Genomic DNA, 16535 nt, shown 5'->3' on the forward strand with positions numbered 1-16535 from the left:
CCTACGAGCGGCCGCCCACAGGCTCCTGCGAGAGCCGTCGCCACAGCGCATCGGTCTGCGCGACCGTCGCATCGAGGTCCCCGCCGGTGTCGATCACGACGTCGGCGATGGCGAGCCGGCGCTCGTCGCTCGCCTGCGACGCGACGCGCGCCCGCGCATCCGCCTCCGTCATGCCGCGCAGCGCCACGAGCCGCTGCACCCGGATGTCCTCGGGCGCGTGGGCGACGACGACGAGGTCCCAGGGGTCGTCGGGGCGCGCCTCCACGAGCAGCGGCACGTCGTAGACCACGACCGCCGCGGGGTCGGCCGCGAGCGCCGCGCGGAACCGGCGGCCCGACTCGGCCGAGACGGCCGGGTGCACGATCGCGTTCAGGCGGCGGCGGGCCGCGTCGTCGGCGAACACCACGGCGCCGAGCGCCGCGCGGTCGAGCGATCCGTCGGCGCGCAGCACCTGCGGGCCGAAGGACTCCGCGATCGCGGCGAGCACGGGCTCCCCCGGCTGCTGCAGCTCGCGCACGACGGTATCCGCGTCGACGACGACCGCGCCGAGCTCGGCGAGGCGGCCGGCGATGGTGGACTTGCCGGAGGCGATGCCGCCGGTGAGCGCGACGAGGGGCATAGCAGCAGTCTCCCACGGCGTTTCCTGAGTCAACCTCAAGCGTTCACTGCGCCGCGGCGTCCGCGCCTGCTGAGGCGCCCGCCGTAGCGTCACGAGCGTCCCAGGGAAGGAGGCGCCGTGATCGCCCTCCGACGCATCGCCATCGCGACGCTCGCGCTGCTCGCGGCCGCCGCCGCGGTCGCCGCCGTGCTCTGGGCCGCCGCGCTCGCCGGCCTCGCGCACCCCGTCGTGGTCGCGACCGGCGCCATGCAGCCCTCGTACGCGGCCGGCGACCTGCTCGTCACGACGCGCGTGCCCACCGCCGACCTCGCCGAGGGCGACGTCGTCAGCGTCCCGAGCGGCGGCACGCTCCTGCCCGAGCGGATCGTCGCCGTGGAGGCGCTCGCCCCGGGCTCATGGAGCCTCACCACGGCGGCGGACGCCACCGAGCGCGTCTCGGAGCACCGCGTCGGCGCGGAGGCCTGGGCCCCGACGCTCCGCGTCCCCGGCATCGGCGCCGTCGCCGCCTCGGTGCTGGAGCCGAAGCTCGGCCTCCCCCTGCTCGCCGCGGCCGGGCTCCTGCTCGCCGTGGTCCTGTTCGCGAAGTCGCCGGCGGCGCCGCCGGCGCGCCGGCTCGTGTGAGCCGGGATCGACCCGCTCGACGAGGAGGTGGTCTCCGTGAGGACCGCAGAAGGTAGCATGACCGCTGTCGCACCCAAGAGCGCGATGCGAGACCTGGGAGGCCCCGTGGACGAGGACGTCGCCGTCGTCATCGAGGATGGCGAGGACATCCGCGAGCTGCTCGCGCAGGTCCTCACGCAGGGCGGGTTCACCGTCCACACCGCCGCCGACGGCGCCGCGGGCGTCGAGCTCGTGCGCGAGCACGACCCGATCGTCGTCACGATCGACGTCAACATGCCCGGCATCGACGGCTTCGAGACCGCGCGCCAGATCCGCAGCCTGACGACCGCCTACCTCGTCATGATCACCGCGCGCGGCGACGAGATCGACACGCTCGTCGGCCTGCAGACCGGTGCCGACGACTACATCGTGAAGCCCTTCCGGCCCCGCGAGCTGCGGGCCCGGATCGAGGCGATGATGCGCCGGCCCCGCGCGATCGCCTCGACGCATCCGTCTCCCCCGCCGTCGGCGCCGCAGCCGCCGCAGGGCTGGGGCCAGGGCGTCTCCGACCACACCGGCCCCCACCAGGTGGCGCCGAGCCCCGCGCACGCCTCGTCGGCCCCCTGGGCCGAGGACGAGCCGGGCGTCGCCCCGCTCGTGCACCGCGGCCTGCGGCTCGAGCCGGGCGCGCGCGTCGTCGAGCTCGACGGCGCCGAGGTCGAGCTGACGCGCAGCGAGTTCGACATCCTGCGCATGCTGCTCGGCTCCGGCCGCCGCGTCGTCAGCAAGCTGCAGCTGGCCGGCATGCTGCGCGGCGAGCGCGGCGAGCCCGACCACTTCCTCAGCGAGCACGACGCGCGCGCCATCGAGGTGCACGTCGCCAACCTGCGCCGCAAGCTCGGCGAGTCGCCCTCGGAGCCCCGCTGGATCGAGACCGTGCGCGGCGTCGGCTACCGCCGCACCGCCTGACCCAGCGCCTGATCGGTCTCGTCGTCCTCACCGGCGACCACGACCGTCACGTCGTCGCTCGCCATGGCGCGCCGCGCCGCCGAGCGCGCCGCCTCGATGAGCGCCTCGCGGTCGTAGCCGGTGATGCTCGTGAGGCTCACGCCCATGCCGATCGGCGGCACGACGGGCACGCCCGCCGTGCGCATCTGGTCGAGCATGGCGCGGTGCATGCGCGCGGCGAGCTGGCGCGCGTCGGCGGGCGACGAGGGCTGGAAGGCGAGCATCAGGATGCCGTGATCGTCGGTGCCGAGCGCCGCCGTCGTCGGCGACAGGCGGCGCACCGCGGCGCGGGCAGCCTGCCGCACGTGGTCGGCCTCGTCGGCGCCGAAGGCGGTGGCGATCCGCGAGAGCGCGTCGATGCGCACCACGAGCACGCCGAACAGCTCCGCGCGCCGGTTGGCGCGCATGAGCCGGCCGCCGAGCACCCGTGAGAACGACGGCGCGAGCAGCACGCCGTCGGGTGCGATCGCCATGAGCGTCGAATCCTCGGTGCCGCGCAGGCGCACCTGCTCGGCGCGGAGGACGGATGCGACGGTCACGGCGACGATCGCCAGGCAGATCGTGGCCACCCCTGCCAGGCCGCTGCTCACCCACTCCTGGAACACCGGGTGCTCGGTGCCGAGCGTGACGGCGCTCACGAGCCGCACCGCCTGGAACACCGACGCGAGCGCGAGCACGACGCCGAGGCCGAGCGCGGTGCGGGTGCGGCGCATCGCGCCCCGCCGGAAGGTCTCGAACGCGCCGAGCGCGCCGAAGGCGGCGTTCGCGGCGAACATCACCCAGGCGCCCGACCAGGCGCCCTCGAGCGGCACGTCGATGAGCGCGGCGAGGAACACGAGCGCCACGGTCGCGCCCAGCACGTAGGCGGGACGCCGCGCGGCCCGGCCGTTGAAGACCCGGCAGCCGAGCCACAGCAGCCCGAGGCACGCGACCCAGGCGGCGTTGCCGATCGCGAGCGGCCACCAGCTGCCCTCGCTCACGGTGTAGACGATGAAGGCCTCGGTCGCGATCATCCCGCCGATGAACCCGAGCGCCCAGACGCGGCCGGCGCGGTCGTCCTTGCGGACCATCGTCTCGAGCACGAACAGGCCGCCCGCGACGTGCACGACGAGCGCGGTGATGAGGCGGACGGTGTCCGGGTCGAGGGTCATGCCTGCACTCCGCTCCTGCGCAGAGGCAGGCGCACCACGAAGGTCGCGCCGCTCCCCGGCTCGCTCTGGACGGTGATCTCCCCGCCGTGCGCACGCACGAGGTCCCTGCTGATCGTGAGGCCGAGCCCGTTGCCCGGCGCCCGCGCCGTGGCGCCGCGGTAGCGGCGCTCGAACAGGTGCGGCAGCGCGTCCTCCGGGATGCCGGGCCCGTCGTCGCGCACCACGAGCCACGCGTGCTTGTCGTCGGAGGTGACCCCGACCTCGATGAGCCCGTCGCCCGTGTGGTAGTTGACCGCGTTGCCGACGAGGTTGTCGACCACCTGGCGGATGCGGATGGGGTCGATGTCGGCGTGCACGGGCTCGATGCCCGACGTGTCGACGACGATGTTGCGCGCCGCGGCGCGCGGCTCGAGCGCCTCGACCGACGCCACCACGACGGCCGAGAGGTCCTCGCGCACCGGGCGCACGTCGAACCGTCCCGGCCCGTCGGCGGTCGCGGCGAGGATGTCGCCGATGATCACGAGGAGGCGCGAGGCGTTGCGCTCGGCGATCTCGAGGCTGCGGCGCGCCTGCGGGCCGACGTCGCCGCCGTCGAGCGCGAGGTCGAGGTGCCCGAGCACGCTCGTGAGCGGCGTGCGCAGCTCGTGCGAGACGGAGGCGACGAGCTCGTCGCGCATGTGCACCGCGGTCTGCTCGGCCGTGACGTCGCGCGTGACGAGGATCGCGCCCGCGTCGGCCCCGTCGACGTCGAGGAGCCGCCGGGCGGTCGACTGCAGCGCGCGACGGTTCTCCCCCGGCGGGCCGATCCACGACAGCTCGTTCTCGAACGTCTCCCCGCGGCGCGCTCGGGCCGCCGGCGTCATGCCGGGCTCGATGGGCGTCACGCCGTCGGGCCCGAACATCTGCCCGCCCTCACCCACGGCCGTCAGGCGGGCGTTCGCATCGTTCTCGATCGAGATGGAGCCGTCCGCGCCGATGCGCACGACGCCGAAGTCGACCGCGTCGAGCAGCTCGCTCACCGCATCCTCCTGCCGCCGGGCGCGCTCGACCGCGTGGTCGAGGTACTCCGCCTGCTCGTCGAGCAGCGCGCGCTGCGCCGCGGCCCGACGCGCGCCGACGAAGGCGATGACGGCCGCGGTCACGATCGCGATCGGGCCGAGGTAGATGTGCACGCGGTTCGGCAGGTCGTCGGAGAACAGCAGCGCCGTCCAGAACAGCAGCGATGAGCCGCCGGCGCCGATCACGAGCCCCCGCCAGCCGCCGACCGTCGCGAGCCAGGTGGCCGGCACGAGCCAGAGCAGCCACAGCTCGGACGCGGGGTCGGCGATCTGCAGCATGTAGATGGCGACCAGATCGCCGATCGGGATGAGCGCGACCCACGCCGGGTGCACGCGGTTCCAGGGCACGACGAGCGCGGCGACCGTGAGCGCGAAGACGAGCAGCACGCCCGTGAAGAGCAGGTCGGCGTCGGAGACGCCGCCGCGCACGACCACCAGCCCGCACGCGACGAGCGTCGCGGCGGCCAGCAGCAGCTGGTTGACGGCGGTCGCGCGCTCGCGCGTGCGGTCGGGGCGCACCGTGCCGGTGCGCGCTGGGATGACCGCCGCGATCATGGGATGACGCTACCGCGCCGCGGCTCGCTTCGGCGCACGCCCGGGCCCCGCCGCTACGATCGGCGCGAGCGGCCGACCGGGTCGCGGCGAGGAGGCATCGTGCTGGAGTTCCTGACGGGGTCCGGGCTGGCGGCTGCGGCCGGCATGAACGCCTACATCCCGCTGCTCGCGGTCGGGGTGGCGGGCCGCTTCTTCCCGGATGCGATGCAGCTGCCCGAGGGATGGGCGTGGCTGTCGAACGGCTGGGTGCTCGGCATCATCGCCGTGCTGCTCGTCGTCGAGGTCGTCGCCGACAAGATCCCCGCGGTCGACAGCGTCAACGACGTCATCCAGACGATCGTGCGGCCCACGGCCGGCGGGCTCGTCTTCGGCTCGTCGTCGACCGCCTCCACCGTCGCGGTCACCGACCCGGCGGAGTTCTTCTCGACCCACCAGTGGGTGCCGATCCTCGTCGGCGCCGTGATCGCGCTCACGGTGCACGCGGGGAAGACGGCGCTCCGGCCCGCCGCGAACATCGCGACCGCCGGTGCGGCCGCCCCTGTCGTGTCGACGATCGAGGACGTCGGCGCGGTCGGCATGTCGCTGCTCGCGATCGTCGCGCCGCTGCTCGTCGTGGTCGCGCTGCTGCTCCTCGGCCTCTTCGGCTGGTCGGTGTGGCGGAGCGCGCGGAGGCGGCGCAACGCCGACCTGCGGCCGGCGACCGAGCGCATGGCCGACGGCTAGGCCGGCACCGCCTCGACGGCGTCCATGCGCCAGGCGCCCTGCCACCGCGCGACGCGGCCGTCGGCGCCCCGCTCCGCGATCGCGGTCTCGTGGCCGGAGCCCATGCCCGTCGCGGCGCGGATGCGCACCCGGTCGTCGTCGAGCGGCTCGAGCTCGTCGACCGCCGCCATCGGGTCGGCGGCCGTCGGCGAGACGCCGAGCAGGCGCCCGCCGAGCTCGACGACGTCGACGCGGCCCCAGACGCTCGCGAACGACCCCTCGAACGAGCGGGCGCGCTCGATCGGGGCGTCGGTGCCCTCGAGCGCCGCGTGCACGAGCCGCGCGAGCCCGACCGCGAGCTCCTCCGCCGGGCCGTCGATCGCGTTCGTCAGCACGCTCACCACCACGTCGCGCTCCGCGTCGACGAGCGTGCGCGTCGCCTGGCCCGTCCAGGCGCCGCCGTGGCCCGCCCAGGTGCGTCCGTCGACCTCGCGCAGCATGAGGCCGAGGCCATAGCCGCCCGCGCCCCCGTCGCGACCGGTCGTCGACCAGTGCTGCTGCCGCATGCGCCTGCGGGCGGCGGCGCTCAGCAGCCGGCCGTCGGCGTCGACGACCGTCCGCAGCGCATCCGTCAGCTCCGCCGCCGTCGACACCGCGCCGGTCGCGGCTGCGAGGGCTCGTGCCGCGGGGCTGCCGAGCGCCGTGCGCTCGGTCGCCGAGTGCAGCGCCGAGTGGCCGGTCACGAGCGGCGAGTCGCCGTCGTTGAGGTCGGCCGCGGTCGCGGCGAGGCCGAGCGGCTCGGCGAGCAGGCGCGCGAAGGCGTCGGCGTAGGGCACGCCGGTCGCGCCCTCGACGACGAGCCCGAGCAGCCCGAAGCCGACGTTGGAGTACTTGAACTCGACGGATGCGGGGATCCGCTCGACGCCGGACCTCGCGATCGCGAGCAGGCCGTCGTGGTCGGGGAACGGGCCCGCGAGGTGCCAGAAGCCCACGTCGTCGCCGTCGCGCACCGCACCGCCGCCGTGCGAGAGCAGCTCCCGCACGAGCAGCCTGCCGGCGTCGGTGCCGCGGAGCGCCGGCGCGTGCTGCTGCGCCTCGTCGTCGAGGCGCAGGCGGCCCTCGTCGACGAGCCGCATCGCGACGATCGCGGCGAGCGCCTTCGAGTGGGAGGCGATGCGGAAGCGGTGCGCGCTCGTGAGCGCCTCGCCCGTCGCCTCGTCGGCGACGCCGTGCGCCGTGTCGAGCACGAGCTCGCCCCCGATGCGCACCGCCGCCTGCACGCCCGGGATGCGCAGCCGCCAGCGGCGGTAGGCGAGCCAGCGGTCGGCGTACTCGAGGGCGTGCGGGATCGCGTCGTCGGCGGGCATGCCTCCGATCCTGGCATGCCCCGCAACGCGGAGCGGGCCGCATCCGGAGGATGCGGCCCGCTCGTGGTGCGATCGACTACTCGCTCGAGCCCGTGAGCTTCTCGCGGAGTGCGGCGAGGGCCTCGTCGTCGGCGAGCGTGCCGGCGCTGGACGACTCCTCGGAGCTGCCGCCGAACGACTGGGCGCCCGAGGGCACGTCGTTCGAGAGCACGGAGGCGTCGCGAGCAGCGGCGACCTGCGCCTTGTGCGCCTCCCAGCGCGTCTGCGCTGCGGCGTACTCGGCCTCCCAGGCCTCGCGCTGCGACTCGAAGCCTTCCTTCCACTCGTTCGTCTCGGGGTCGAAGCCCTCCGGGAACTTGTAGTTGCCCTGCTCGTCGTACTCGGCGAGCATGCCGTAGAGCGCCGGGTCGAAGTCGGTGCCCTCGGGGTCGACGCCCTCGTTCGCCTGCTTCAGCGAGAGCGAGATGCGGCGGCGCTCGAGGTCGATGTCGATGATCTTCACGAAGACCTCGTCGCCGACCGCGACGACCTGGTCAGCCGTCTCGACGTGGCGGGCCGACAGCTCGGAGATGTGCACGAGGCCCTCGATGCCGTCCGCGACGCGCACGAACGCGCCGAACGTGACGAGCTTCGTGACCTTGCCCGGTGCGACCTGGCCGATGGCGTGGGTGCGGGCGAAGATCTGCCACGGGTCCTCCTGCGTCGCCTTGAGCGACAGCGAGACGCGCTCGCGGTCGAGCTCGACGGTGAGGATCTCGACGGTGACCTCCTGGCCCACCTCGACGACCTCCGACGCGTGCTCGATGTGCTTCCACGAGAGCTCGGAGACGTGCACGAGGCCGTCGACCCCGCCGAGGTCGACGAAGGCGCCGAAGTTGACGATCGACGAGACGACGCCCTTGCGGACCTGGCCCTTCTGCAGCGACTGGAGGAACTGGCCGCGCGATGCGGACTGCGTCTCCTCGAGCAGCGCCCGGCGCGACAGGACCACGTTGTTGCGGTTCTTGTCGAGCTCGAGGATCTTGGCCTCGATCTCCTGGCCCAGGTACGGGGTGAGGTCGCGCACGCGGCGGAGCTCGATGAGCGAGGCCGGCAGGAAGCCGCGCAGGCCGATGTCGACGATGAGACCGCCCTTGACCACCTCGATGACGGTGCCAGTGACGACGCCGTCCTCGTCCTTGATGCGCTCGACGTCGCCCCAGGCGCGCTCGTACTGCGCGCGCTTCTTCGAGAGGATCAGGCGACCCTCCTTGTCCTCCTTCTGGAGGACGAGCGCCTCGACGGTGTCGCCGACCTCGACGACCTCCGTCGGGTCGACGTCGTGCTTGATGGAGAGCTCGCGCGAGGGGATGACACCCTCGGTCTTGTAGCCGACGTCGAGCAGGACCTCGTCGCGGTCGATCTTGACGACGGTGCCCTCGATGAGGTCGCCGTCGTTGAAGAACTTCAGGGTCTTCTCAACGGCGGCCATGAAGTCATCGGTCGAGCCGATGTCGTTCACAGCGACCTGCTTGGGAGCCTTGGTCGTTGCAGTGGTCATAGAGTTCAAGGTGCCTTATTGGGGGATCTCGGGCCGACGGGCATGCGGATGCTCGGCGGCGGTTCGGATGGGTGATGCGTCACACGCGTGACCCAGCGATCCTACACGGGCGCCGCCACCCCCGACAACCCGCTCCGCGGAGCCGGGATGGCTATCCTCGGCGGGTGCTCATCGCAGACGGCTCCTCGCTCCGCATCGTCGTCGACCCCGAGCGGCGCCGCCCGGTCGCGCGCGTCTACCGCGTGCTCGCGATCGGCGCCGGCGTCACGGCGGCCTGGGCCGCGCTCTGGTTCGGCGGCGCGCTCGTGGGCGGCCTGACGGGCGTCGATCCGCTGGGCCTCGGCCGCTTCGCGCTGCTCGCGCTCGGCGGTGTCGGCATGGTCTGCGCAGCGCTGATCGCTGCGCTCGCCGTCTGGTCGGCGGGCGTCGTGCACCACGTCGAGCGCCGCTTCCCGCTCGGCGCCACGCTCCTCGCCGTCGGTCCCGCAGGCGTCGAGGGGCCGGCCGGCCTCGTGCCCTACGAGGCGCTGCAGCGCGTCGCGGTGCGCTGGCACGGCGTGCGGCTGCGACCCACGCTCACCCTCGGCGACGTCGCCGGCCGGGAGGTGGGCCGCGCCATCGGCCGCCGGACCGGGCTCGACGCGCACCGGTCGGTGCTGCTGCTGCCCCACGGCGCTCCCGAGGTCGCGCTGCACGCGGGCCCCTTCGCCGACGACCGGGAGTTCGCCCGCGTGGTCGACGCGCTCCGCTTCGAGCTCGGGCGGCGCGGCATGCGCCTCGACGCCGACAAGGGCTGAGCCCGGCTCAGTCGTGCGCGAGCGCCGACCGCACCATCATGGTGCCGATCGGCTCGGCGGCCGTGCCCGCCGCGAGCTCGGCGTCGAACAGCCCGCGGTCGGCGGTCGCCGCGGCCAGCAGCGCCGGGTCGGCGCTCGCGCGCCAGCGCGCCATCGCCGCCTCGGTCTCTGCCTCGAGGGCGTCGAGCGCCTCGTCCCAGGCGTCCATGCGCCGCTCGTGCTCGCGCTCGGCGCGGCCGCCGCCGAGCAGGCGGGCGAGCATGCCGCGCTCCGGGGCCGCAGGCTCCTCCGCCTGCAGCCGCAGCGAGGCGGCGCGGGCCGCCTCGCACACGCGCATCGGCTCACCCGCGTGCGGCCCGAGCGCGGCGCGCTCGAGCTGCGCGAGCTGGTCGAAGTGGTCGACCGGCTCGCGCAGCCCGGCCGCCGCGTCGCGTGCGCTCATGCCCCGCGCAGCACGGCCTCGCGCAGCGTGTCGAGCCCGACGCCGCCGATGTTCAGCACGCGCATGTGGAAGCGCTTCAGGTCGAACGCGTCGCCCTCGGCGTCCTTCGCGGCATCGCGGATCTGCTCGAAGATGCGCTGGCCGATCTTGTACGACGGCGCCTGCCCGGGCCAGCCGAAGTAGCGGTTCACCTCGAACCGCACGAACGGCTCGTTCATGTTCACGTTCGAGCGCATGAACTCGAAGGCGTAGTCGAAGTCCCACTCGCCCGTGCCGTCGAGGCGCGGCTTGCCGAGGTGCACGCCGATGTCGAGCACGACGCGGGCCGCGCGCATCCGCTGCCCGTCGAGCATGCCGAGGCGGTCGGCCGGGTCGTCGAGGTAGCCGAGCGACTCCATCAGCCGCTCGGCGTACAGCGCCCAGCCCTCGGCGTGGCCGGAGGTGCCGGCGAACGCGCGCCGCCAGAGGTTCAGCTGCTTGCGGTTGTAGGTCGCCTGCGCGATCTGCAGGTGGTGGCCCGGGACGCCCTCGTGGTAGACGGTCGTCAGCTCGCGCCAGGTGTCGAACTCCGTGACGCCCTCGGGCACCGACCACCACATGCGGCCGGGGCGCGAGAAGTCGTCGGAGGGGCCCGTGTAGTAGATGCCGCCGGTCTGGGTCGGCGCGATCATGCACTCGAGCGCCGTGATGGGCTCGGCGATGTCGAAGTGGCTGCGCCCGAGCTCCTCGATCGCGCGGTCGCTCGTCGCCTGCATCCACGCCTTGAGCGCGTCGGTGCCGTGCAGCTTGCGGCTCGCATCCTGGTCGAGGAACGCGATCGCCTCCTGCACGGAGGCGCCCGGCTTGATCTCGTGCGCGATCGCCTCCTGCTCGGTGCGCATGCGCTCGAGCTCCTCGATGCCCCACGCGTAGGTCTCGTCGAGGTCGACCTCGGCGCCGAGGAAGCGGCGCGACATGAGCGAGTAGAACTCGCGGCCCACGGCGTCGACGGGGTTGGCGGATGCGGCGAGCTCGGAGCGCAGGAACTCGGCGAGCCGCGCGTGCGCCTCGGTCGCCTCGCCAGCCGCGGCCGCGAGGTCGCTGCGGAGCGACTCGGGCAGCTCCGCCTCCCCCGCCTTCGCGGACCCGGCGAACTCGTGGAAGAAGCCCTTCCCGGGCGCGTAGTCGGTGAACTGCTCGAGCACGTTGTCGATCTGGCGCGCGGCGGGCGTGTTGCCCGTCGCGATGCCGTTGCGCAGCGACGCGATGTAGCCGTCGATCGCGGCCGGCACGTTGCGCATGCGCTCGGCGATCGTCGACCAGTCGTCCTCGGTCGCGGTCGACATCAGGTCGAAGATGTCGCGGATGCCCGAGGCCGGGCTCGCGAGGTTGTTCAGGTCGCGGTCGCCCCAGCCGGAGGCCTCGACGTCGAGCTCCAGCTGCAGCTCGCGCGACAGGTCGGTCTTGGTCACCCAGTCGACGTCGTCGGCGGGCTCGGCGGCCTGGAGCGCGGCGAGCGTCTCGCGAGCGAGCTCGGCGTCGGCCCTGCGGCCCTCGGGCGAGTAGTCGCCGTAGCCGGCCTTGTCGCCCTCGAGGCCGACGTACACGTTGATCTCGGGGTTCAGCGCCGCCGCCCTGTGCACGTAGGCCTCGGCGATGCGGTCGATCTCGGTCTGCGGGCGCGACGGAGCGCCGGCGGTCTCGTCAGTCATGGCGACAGCCTAGTCAGACGAGGCGCCCCATCACCTCGCGCTCGAACAGCTCGATGCCGTCCTGCTCGAACGCGACCTCCGGCATGTAGGCGATGAGCGTGCCGAGGCCCGCCTCGCGCAGCGCGCCCACGTGGTCGAGCACCTGCTGCGGCGTGCCGACGACCGCGCCCTTCGTCGAGAAGCCGGTGCCGGCGTGCTCGGCGGGCATCGCCGAGTCGGCGCGCGCGTTCACCTCGTCGACGACGCGTCGCGCCTCCGCCTCGGTCTCCCGGACGACGATGTTGAGGTTCGAGGTCAGGCGCACCTCGGCGGGGTCGCGCCCCTCGCGCTCGAGGTGCCCGAGCAGCACGTCGCGCTTGCGGGCGAACTGCTCGGGGCTGCCGCCGAAGTTCGTCGCGTCGGCCCACTTCGCCGCGTAGCGCAGCGTGCGCTGCTCGCCGCCGCCGGCGATCCACGTGGGGATGCGCGGCCGGCCGTCGCGGCCGGTCTGCAGCGGCTGGGGGCGGCAGATCGCGCCGTCGACCGCGTACGTCTGCGACTCGATCGTCGCCTCGCCGTCGGCCCACAGGCGCTGGATGATCTGCACGCCGTCGCGGAGCGCCGAGATGCGGTCGCCGACGCCCGGGAAGCCGTAGCCGTACGCGCGCCACTCGTGCTCGTACCAGCCGGCGCCGATGCCGAACTCGAGCCGGCCGCCGGAGATGACGTCGACGGTCGCGGCGACCTTCGCGAGGTAGGCGGGGTTGCGGTAGCCCATGCACGTGCACATCTGGCCGAGCCGCACGCGGCTCGTCGTGGCGGCGAGCGCGGCCATGAGCGTCCAGGCCTCGTGCGTGGCCTCGCCGGTCGGCTGCGGCGTCGTGTGGAAGTGGTCGTAGACCCAGATCGAGTCCCACGCGCCGGCATCGGCGCGCTTCGCGACGTCGAGCATCCGCCCCCACTGGTCGGCGGGGTCGATGCCGACGAGGTCGAGCCGCCAGCCCTGCGGGACGAAGAGGCCGTACTGGAGTGCGTCGTGAGTCATGGCGCCAGCCTAGGCGCGCCGGCTGGGCTCTTCAGGCGGCGTGGGACCGGCGGGATTGACAGCGCGAGTCCGGCGGAGGATCGTGCGAGCCGCAGGAGCACGCGCTGCGGAGCGCCGCGCAGCCGTTGGGAGCCGCCCATGCAGACGACCGATGGCGTCGACGCCTCGGCATCGACCGGGCGCAGGCGCTCGCACGGCGTCGCGCACCAGCTCGGCGCGACGGCGGTCGGCGCGCTCGTCGGGCTCACCTGGGCAGCCTCGCTCCGGGCCTACATGGTCGAGCTCGTCGGCACGACCTCCGTCTTCACGTGGTGGACAGTCGGCGCGATCCTGCTGCCGGGGGCGATCGCCGGCGCGTGCATCGGGCTCGCGCCTGCGCTCCACACCCGCAGTGCGGAGCGCGCGTGGCTGCTCGGGCTCGGGCCCCTCGCGTTCGCGGTGCTGCCCTTGCTCCGGCCCGGGGCGCTCGAGAGCCTGCTCACGCAGGGCCTGGGCGGCGGGGCGATCGGCGTCGCCGCCGCGCTCGTGCTCGGCGGCTTCGCGCTCGGCTCCATCGGCCCGCGGGCGGTGCGCGTCGCGTGCCTCGTGACCGCGCTGCTGCTCGTCGTCGGCGTCGCGGCCACCGTGCCCCTCATCGGCGGCGGCAGCCACGCGCTCACGACGCCGCGCGGCGTGTGGACGACGGTGCTCGTCGCCGGCCTGCTGCTGTGCGGCATCATCGGCACCGCGACCGCCCTCCGGCCGCGCGGCCGACCTCCGCGCTAGTGCGCGGCCGCGTCCCAGTTCGGCCCGACCCCGACCTGCACCTCGAGCGGCACCGACAGCTCAGCGGCACCGCCCATCTCGGCCCGCACGATGGCCTCGAGCGCCTCGCGCTCCCCCGTCGCCACCTCGAACACGAGCTCGTCGTGCACCTGCAGCAGCATGCGCGAGCCGAGCCCCTCGTCGATGATGCGCCGGTCGATCGCGATCATGGCCCGCTTGATGATGTCGGCGGCGGAGCCCTGGATCGGCGAGTTGAGCGCCTGCCGCTCGGCGTTCTCGCGCAGCACGCGGTTGGAGGAGGTGAGGTCGGGGAACGGTCGGCGGCGGCCGAAGATCGTCGTCGTATAGCCGTCGTCCTTCGCCTGCATGACCACGCCGCGCAGGTAGTCACGGATGCCGCCGAAGCGCTGGAAGTAGTCGAGCATCAGCTGCTTCGCCTCGGCCTGCGAGATGCGCAGCTGCTTCGACAGCCCGAAGGCGCTCAGCCCGTAGGCGAGGCCGTAGCTCATCGCCTTGACCTTCACGCGCTGCAGCGCGGTGACCTCGCTGGGGTCGACGCCGAAGATGCGGCTGCCGACGAAGCGGTGCAGGTCCTCGCCGGACAGGAACGCCTCGATGAGCCCCTCGTCGCCGGAGAGGTGCGCCATGATGCGCATCTCGATCTGCGAGTAGTCGGCGGTGAGCATCGTCTCGAACTCCGGCCCGTGTACGAAGGCCGAGCGGATCTCGCGGCTCACCTCGGTGCGCACCGGGATGTTCTGCAGGTTCGGGTCGTTCGAGGACAGGCGGCCGGATGCGGAGCCGGTCTGGTCGTACCGGGTGCGGATGCGCCCGTCGTCCTGGATCGCCCGCAGCAGCGTCTCGATGATCTGCGCGAGCTTCGTCGTCTCGCGGTGCTGCAGGAGGAGCCCCAGGAACGGGTGCGGGTTGGTCTCCTGCAGGTCGGCGAGCGCCTGCGCGTCGGTCGAGTAGCCCGTCTTCGTCGCGCGCGTCTTGGGCATGTCGAGCTCCTCGAAGAGCACGGCCTGCAGCTGCTTCGGGCTGCCGAGGTTGACCTCGTGGCCGATCTCGGCATAGGCGGCCTCGGCGTGGCCGGCCGCCTGCTCGCGCATGCTGTCGAGGATGCGCTGCAGCACCGCGCGGTCCATCTGCACGCCCTGCTGCTCCATGCGCACGAGGGCGGGCATGAGCGGCAGCTCGATGTCGTCGAGCACGCCGAGCGTGCCCGGGTCGAGCCGCGGCCGCTGCGCGCGCGCCACCTCGCCCGTGAGCCACGCGACGGTGCCGAGCTCCTCCGGCTCGATCTCGGGCACCAGCTGGTTCGGGTCGGGCGCCGGGAGCGTCGCCCCGAGCAGCGCCTCGGTCTGCCAGTCGAGCTCGAAGGTCTTCGGCGGGGCGGTCGGCGTCGCGAGCCAGGCGGCCACGCGCGTGTCGTGCGCGGCGCCGCCGAGCGACAGCCCTGCGCGCTCGAGGAGCTTGATCGAGGCCTTCACGTCGTGGAGCGCCTTCGGGGCGTCCGACGCGAGCCAGGCCGCGAATCCGTCGTAGTCGGCCGTGCCCGCCTTGTACGGCACGTACGCGCTCGCGCCCTCGGTCGCGACGCCGAAGCCGGCGATGCCGCCCGCGCCGTCGCCGGCGATCGACACGGCGACCGTGCCGGCCGCGCGCGCGAGCCACAGGTCGAGCTCCTCGTCGACGAGCTTCTGCACCGCGGGCGCCTGCACCTGCGGCTCGAGCGCCGCGGCCGACTCGCCGCTGCCCTCCTGCTTGAGCACGCGGTCGAGCAGCGTGCGGAACTGCAGGCGCTGGAAGACGTCGCGGAGCTTCGCCTCGTCGACCTGCCCGCGCGTGAGCTCGTCGAGGCTGACGCCCAGCTCGACGTCGGTGAGCAGCTGGTTGAGGCGGCGGTTGCGCTCCGCGCGATCGCGCTGCTCGCGGAGGTTGTTGCCGACGACGCCCTTGATCTCGTCGGCGTGCGCGAGCAGGTTCTCGACCGTGCCGTACTGCGTAATCCACTTGACGGCCGTCTTCTCGCCGACCTTGTCGATCCCGATGAGGTTGTCGCTCGTCTCGCCCACGAGCGCCGCGATCTCGGGGTACTGCGCGGGCTCGATGCCGTAGCGCTCGCGCACCGACTCGGGCGTGTAGTGCTTCAGCTCGGAGACGCCGCGCACCGACGGGTAGAGCAGCGTCACGTCGTCGTCGACGAGCTGGATCGTGTCGCGGTCGCCCGAGACCACGAAGACGCGCATGCCGGCCTGCGCGCCCTGCACCGAGAGCGTCGCGAGGATGTCGTCGGCTTCGTAGTCCTCCTTCGAGAGGGTGCGCACGCCCATCGCGTGCAGCGCCTGCTCGAGCAGCGGCACCTGGCCCTTGAACTCCTTGGGCGTCTCGTCGCGCGTGCCCTTGTACTCGGCGTACTCGCGGGTGCGGAACGAGAAGCGCGAGATGTCGAACGCGACCGCGAGGTGCGTCGGCCTGTGGTCTTGCAGCAGCTTGAGCAGCATCGACAGGAACCCGTGGATGGCGTTGGTGTGCTGCCCCTCCGAGTTGACGAAGTTCTCGAGCGGGAGGGCGAAGAACGCCCGGAACGCGAGCGAGTGGCCGTCGATGACCATGAGGGTAGGCTTCGTGTCCGACACGGCAGTCAGCCTAGCCCGCGTCACCGACACGGCCGCCGAGCACAGGAGACCCGCGTGACCCAGCCCATCCAGCCCGACGAGGCCGCGCAGCGACTGCTGCAGGAGCGCGAGGGCAGGCCGGGCGGCGAGCTCGCGGAGCGCATGGGCATCGAGTTCCTCGAGCTGTCGGCCGAGCGCTCGGTCGCGCGGATGCCGGCCGAGGGCAACCGCCAGCCGGTCGGCTTCGTGCACGGCGGCGCCTACTGCGTGATCGCCGAGACGCTCGGCTCCGTGAGCGCCAACATCCACGCCGGCCCCGGCCGGTACGCCGTGGGCGTCGACCTCAACGCGACGCACACCCGCTCGATCACGAGCGGCTGGGTGACGGCGGAGTGCACCGCGCTGCACCTCGGCCGGTCGATGACCGTGCACGAGATCGTCTGCCGCGACGACGAGGGCAGGCGCGCCTCGACGATCCGCATCACGAACTTCGTGAAGGACCGCTGACCGCGCCCGGCCCCTCGAGTGGCGCCTCCCGCGACTGAGTGGCGCCTCCCGCGCTCGAGTGGCGCCTCCCGCGCTCGAGTGGCGCCTC

The 16535-nt window shown here is 73.5% G+C and carries 15 protein-coding genes; 6 read left to right on the top strand and 9 right to left on the bottom strand.

The features are described from left to right. Position 1: 1 nt before the first annotated feature. Positions 2 to 619 (bottom strand): dephospho-CoA kinase, encoded by a 618-nt coding sequence (gene coaE, locus FQ330_RS06440; protein WP_146356147.1) that lies wholly within the window; start codon positions 617 to 619, stop codon positions 2 to 4. Positions 620 to 736: 117 nt separating this feature from the next. On the opposite strand from coaE, the gene FQ330_RS06445 reads away from it, so the two are divergent. Beyond that, a complete protein-coding gene (locus FQ330_RS06445) occupies positions 737 to 1240 on the top strand; it encodes a S24/S26 family peptidase (protein WP_146356149.1) in 504 nt (167 codons plus the stop codon). A 57-nt stretch (positions 1241 to 1297) separates the two neighbouring features. Further along, positions 1298 to 2188 (top strand): response regulator transcription factor, encoded by an 891-nt coding sequence (locus FQ330_RS06450; protein ID WP_128190118.1) that lies wholly within the window; start codon positions 1298 to 1300, stop codon positions 2186 to 2188. Here the strand turns inward: FQ330_RS06450 and FQ330_RS06455 are convergent. Next, positions 2170 to 3378: a diguanylate cyclase domain-containing protein gene (locus tag FQ330_RS06455; RefSeq protein ID WP_128190117.1), complete on the bottom strand. Its 1209-nt coding sequence runs from the start codon at positions 3376 to 3378 to the stop codon at positions 2170 to 2172. The two genes, FQ330_RS06450 and FQ330_RS06455, sit on opposite strands and share 19 nt — an antisense overlap. Next, a complete protein-coding gene (locus FQ330_RS06460) occupies positions 3375 to 4991 on the bottom strand; it encodes a sensor histidine kinase (RefSeq protein ID WP_146356152.1) in 1617 nt (538 codons plus the stop codon). Before FQ330_RS06460 ends, FQ330_RS06455 begins: the two co-directional genes overlap by 4 nt. 99 nt (positions 4992 to 5090) lie before the next feature. On the opposite strand from FQ330_RS06460, the gene FQ330_RS06465 reads away from it, so the two are divergent. Continuing rightward, on the top strand, positions 5091 to 5714 hold the full coding sequence (locus FQ330_RS06465) for a DUF4126 domain-containing protein (protein ID WP_225792724.1): 624 nt from the start codon (positions 5091 to 5093) through the stop codon (positions 5712 to 5714). Here the strand turns inward: FQ330_RS06465 and FQ330_RS06470 are convergent. Both FQ330_RS06470 and rpsA read right to left on the bottom strand, forming a co-directional pair. Continuing rightward, the gene (locus tag FQ330_RS06470) at positions 5711 to 7060 is read right to left on the bottom strand and encodes a serine hydrolase domain-containing protein (protein ID WP_146356154.1); all 1350 of its coding nucleotides are present in this window, start codon (positions 7058 to 7060) and stop codon (positions 5711 to 5713) included. The genes FQ330_RS06465 and FQ330_RS06470 overlap by 4 nt on opposite strands. A 76-nt stretch (positions 7061 to 7136) precedes the next feature. Beyond that, the gene (gene rpsA / locus FQ330_RS06475) at positions 7137 to 8600 is read right to left on the bottom strand and encodes a 30S ribosomal protein S1 (protein ID WP_128190114.1); all 1464 of its coding nucleotides are present in this window, start codon (positions 8598 to 8600) and stop codon (positions 7137 to 7139) included. 164 nt (positions 8601 to 8764) lie between these two features. Here rpsA and FQ330_RS06480 point away from each other — a divergent pair, with 164 nt between their 5' ends. Continuing rightward, positions 8765 to 9397 carry a hypothetical protein gene (locus FQ330_RS06480; protein WP_146356156.1) on the top strand — a complete coding sequence of 211 codons (633 nt, stop codon included), beginning with the start codon at positions 8765 to 8767 and terminating at the stop codon, positions 9395 to 9397. Between the two features lie 7 nt (positions 9398 to 9404). Here the strand turns inward: FQ330_RS06480 and FQ330_RS06485 are convergent, their stop codons facing one another. Genes FQ330_RS06485 through FQ330_RS06495 form a run of 3 tightly spaced genes read right to left on the bottom strand, consistent with a single transcriptional unit; the run spans position 9405 to position 12554 of the window. Then, a complete protein-coding gene (locus tag FQ330_RS06485; RefSeq protein ID WP_146356158.1) occupies positions 9405 to 9839 on the bottom strand; it encodes a hypothetical protein in 435 nt (144 codons plus the stop codon). Beyond that, positions 9836 to 11530, bottom strand: a complete 1695-nt coding sequence (locus tag FQ330_RS06490; RefSeq protein WP_128190111.1) for a DUF885 domain-containing protein — start codon at positions 11528 to 11530, stop codon at positions 9836 to 9838. The genes FQ330_RS06485 and FQ330_RS06490 overlap by 4 nt, the downstream gene beginning before the upstream one ends. 13 nt (positions 11531 to 11543) lie before the next feature. Further along, positions 11544 to 12554, bottom strand: a complete 1011-nt coding sequence (locus FQ330_RS06495) for an LLM class F420-dependent oxidoreductase (RefSeq protein ID WP_146356160.1) — start codon at positions 12552 to 12554, stop codon at positions 11544 to 11546. Between the two features lie 138 nt (positions 12555 to 12692). On the opposite strand from FQ330_RS06495, the gene FQ330_RS06500 reads away from it, so the two are divergent. Further along, positions 12693 to 13319, top strand: a complete 627-nt coding sequence (locus FQ330_RS06500) for a hypothetical protein (protein WP_146356162.1) — start codon at positions 12693 to 12695, stop codon at positions 13317 to 13319. Here the strand turns inward: FQ330_RS06500 and polA are convergent. Continuing rightward, a complete protein-coding gene (gene polA, locus FQ330_RS06505) occupies positions 13316 to 15937 on the bottom strand; it encodes a DNA polymerase I (protein WP_192575873.1) in 2622 nt (873 codons plus the stop codon). The two genes, FQ330_RS06500 and polA, sit on opposite strands and share 4 nt — an antisense overlap. A 90-nt stretch (positions 15938 to 16027) precedes the next feature. On the opposite strand from polA, the gene FQ330_RS06510 reads away from it, so the two are divergent. Continuing rightward, on the top strand, positions 16028 to 16447 hold the full coding sequence (locus tag FQ330_RS06510) for a PaaI family thioesterase (RefSeq protein ID WP_225792745.1): 420 nt from the start codon (positions 16028 to 16030) through the stop codon (positions 16445 to 16447). The last annotated feature ends 88 nt before the right edge of the window (positions 16448 to 16535 follow it).

Origin of the sequence: Agrococcus sediminis, assembly GCF_007923295.1 — a bacterium.
Lineage (GTDB): Bacteria > Actinomycetota > Actinomycetes > Actinomycetales > Microbacteriaceae > Agrococcus > Agrococcus sediminis.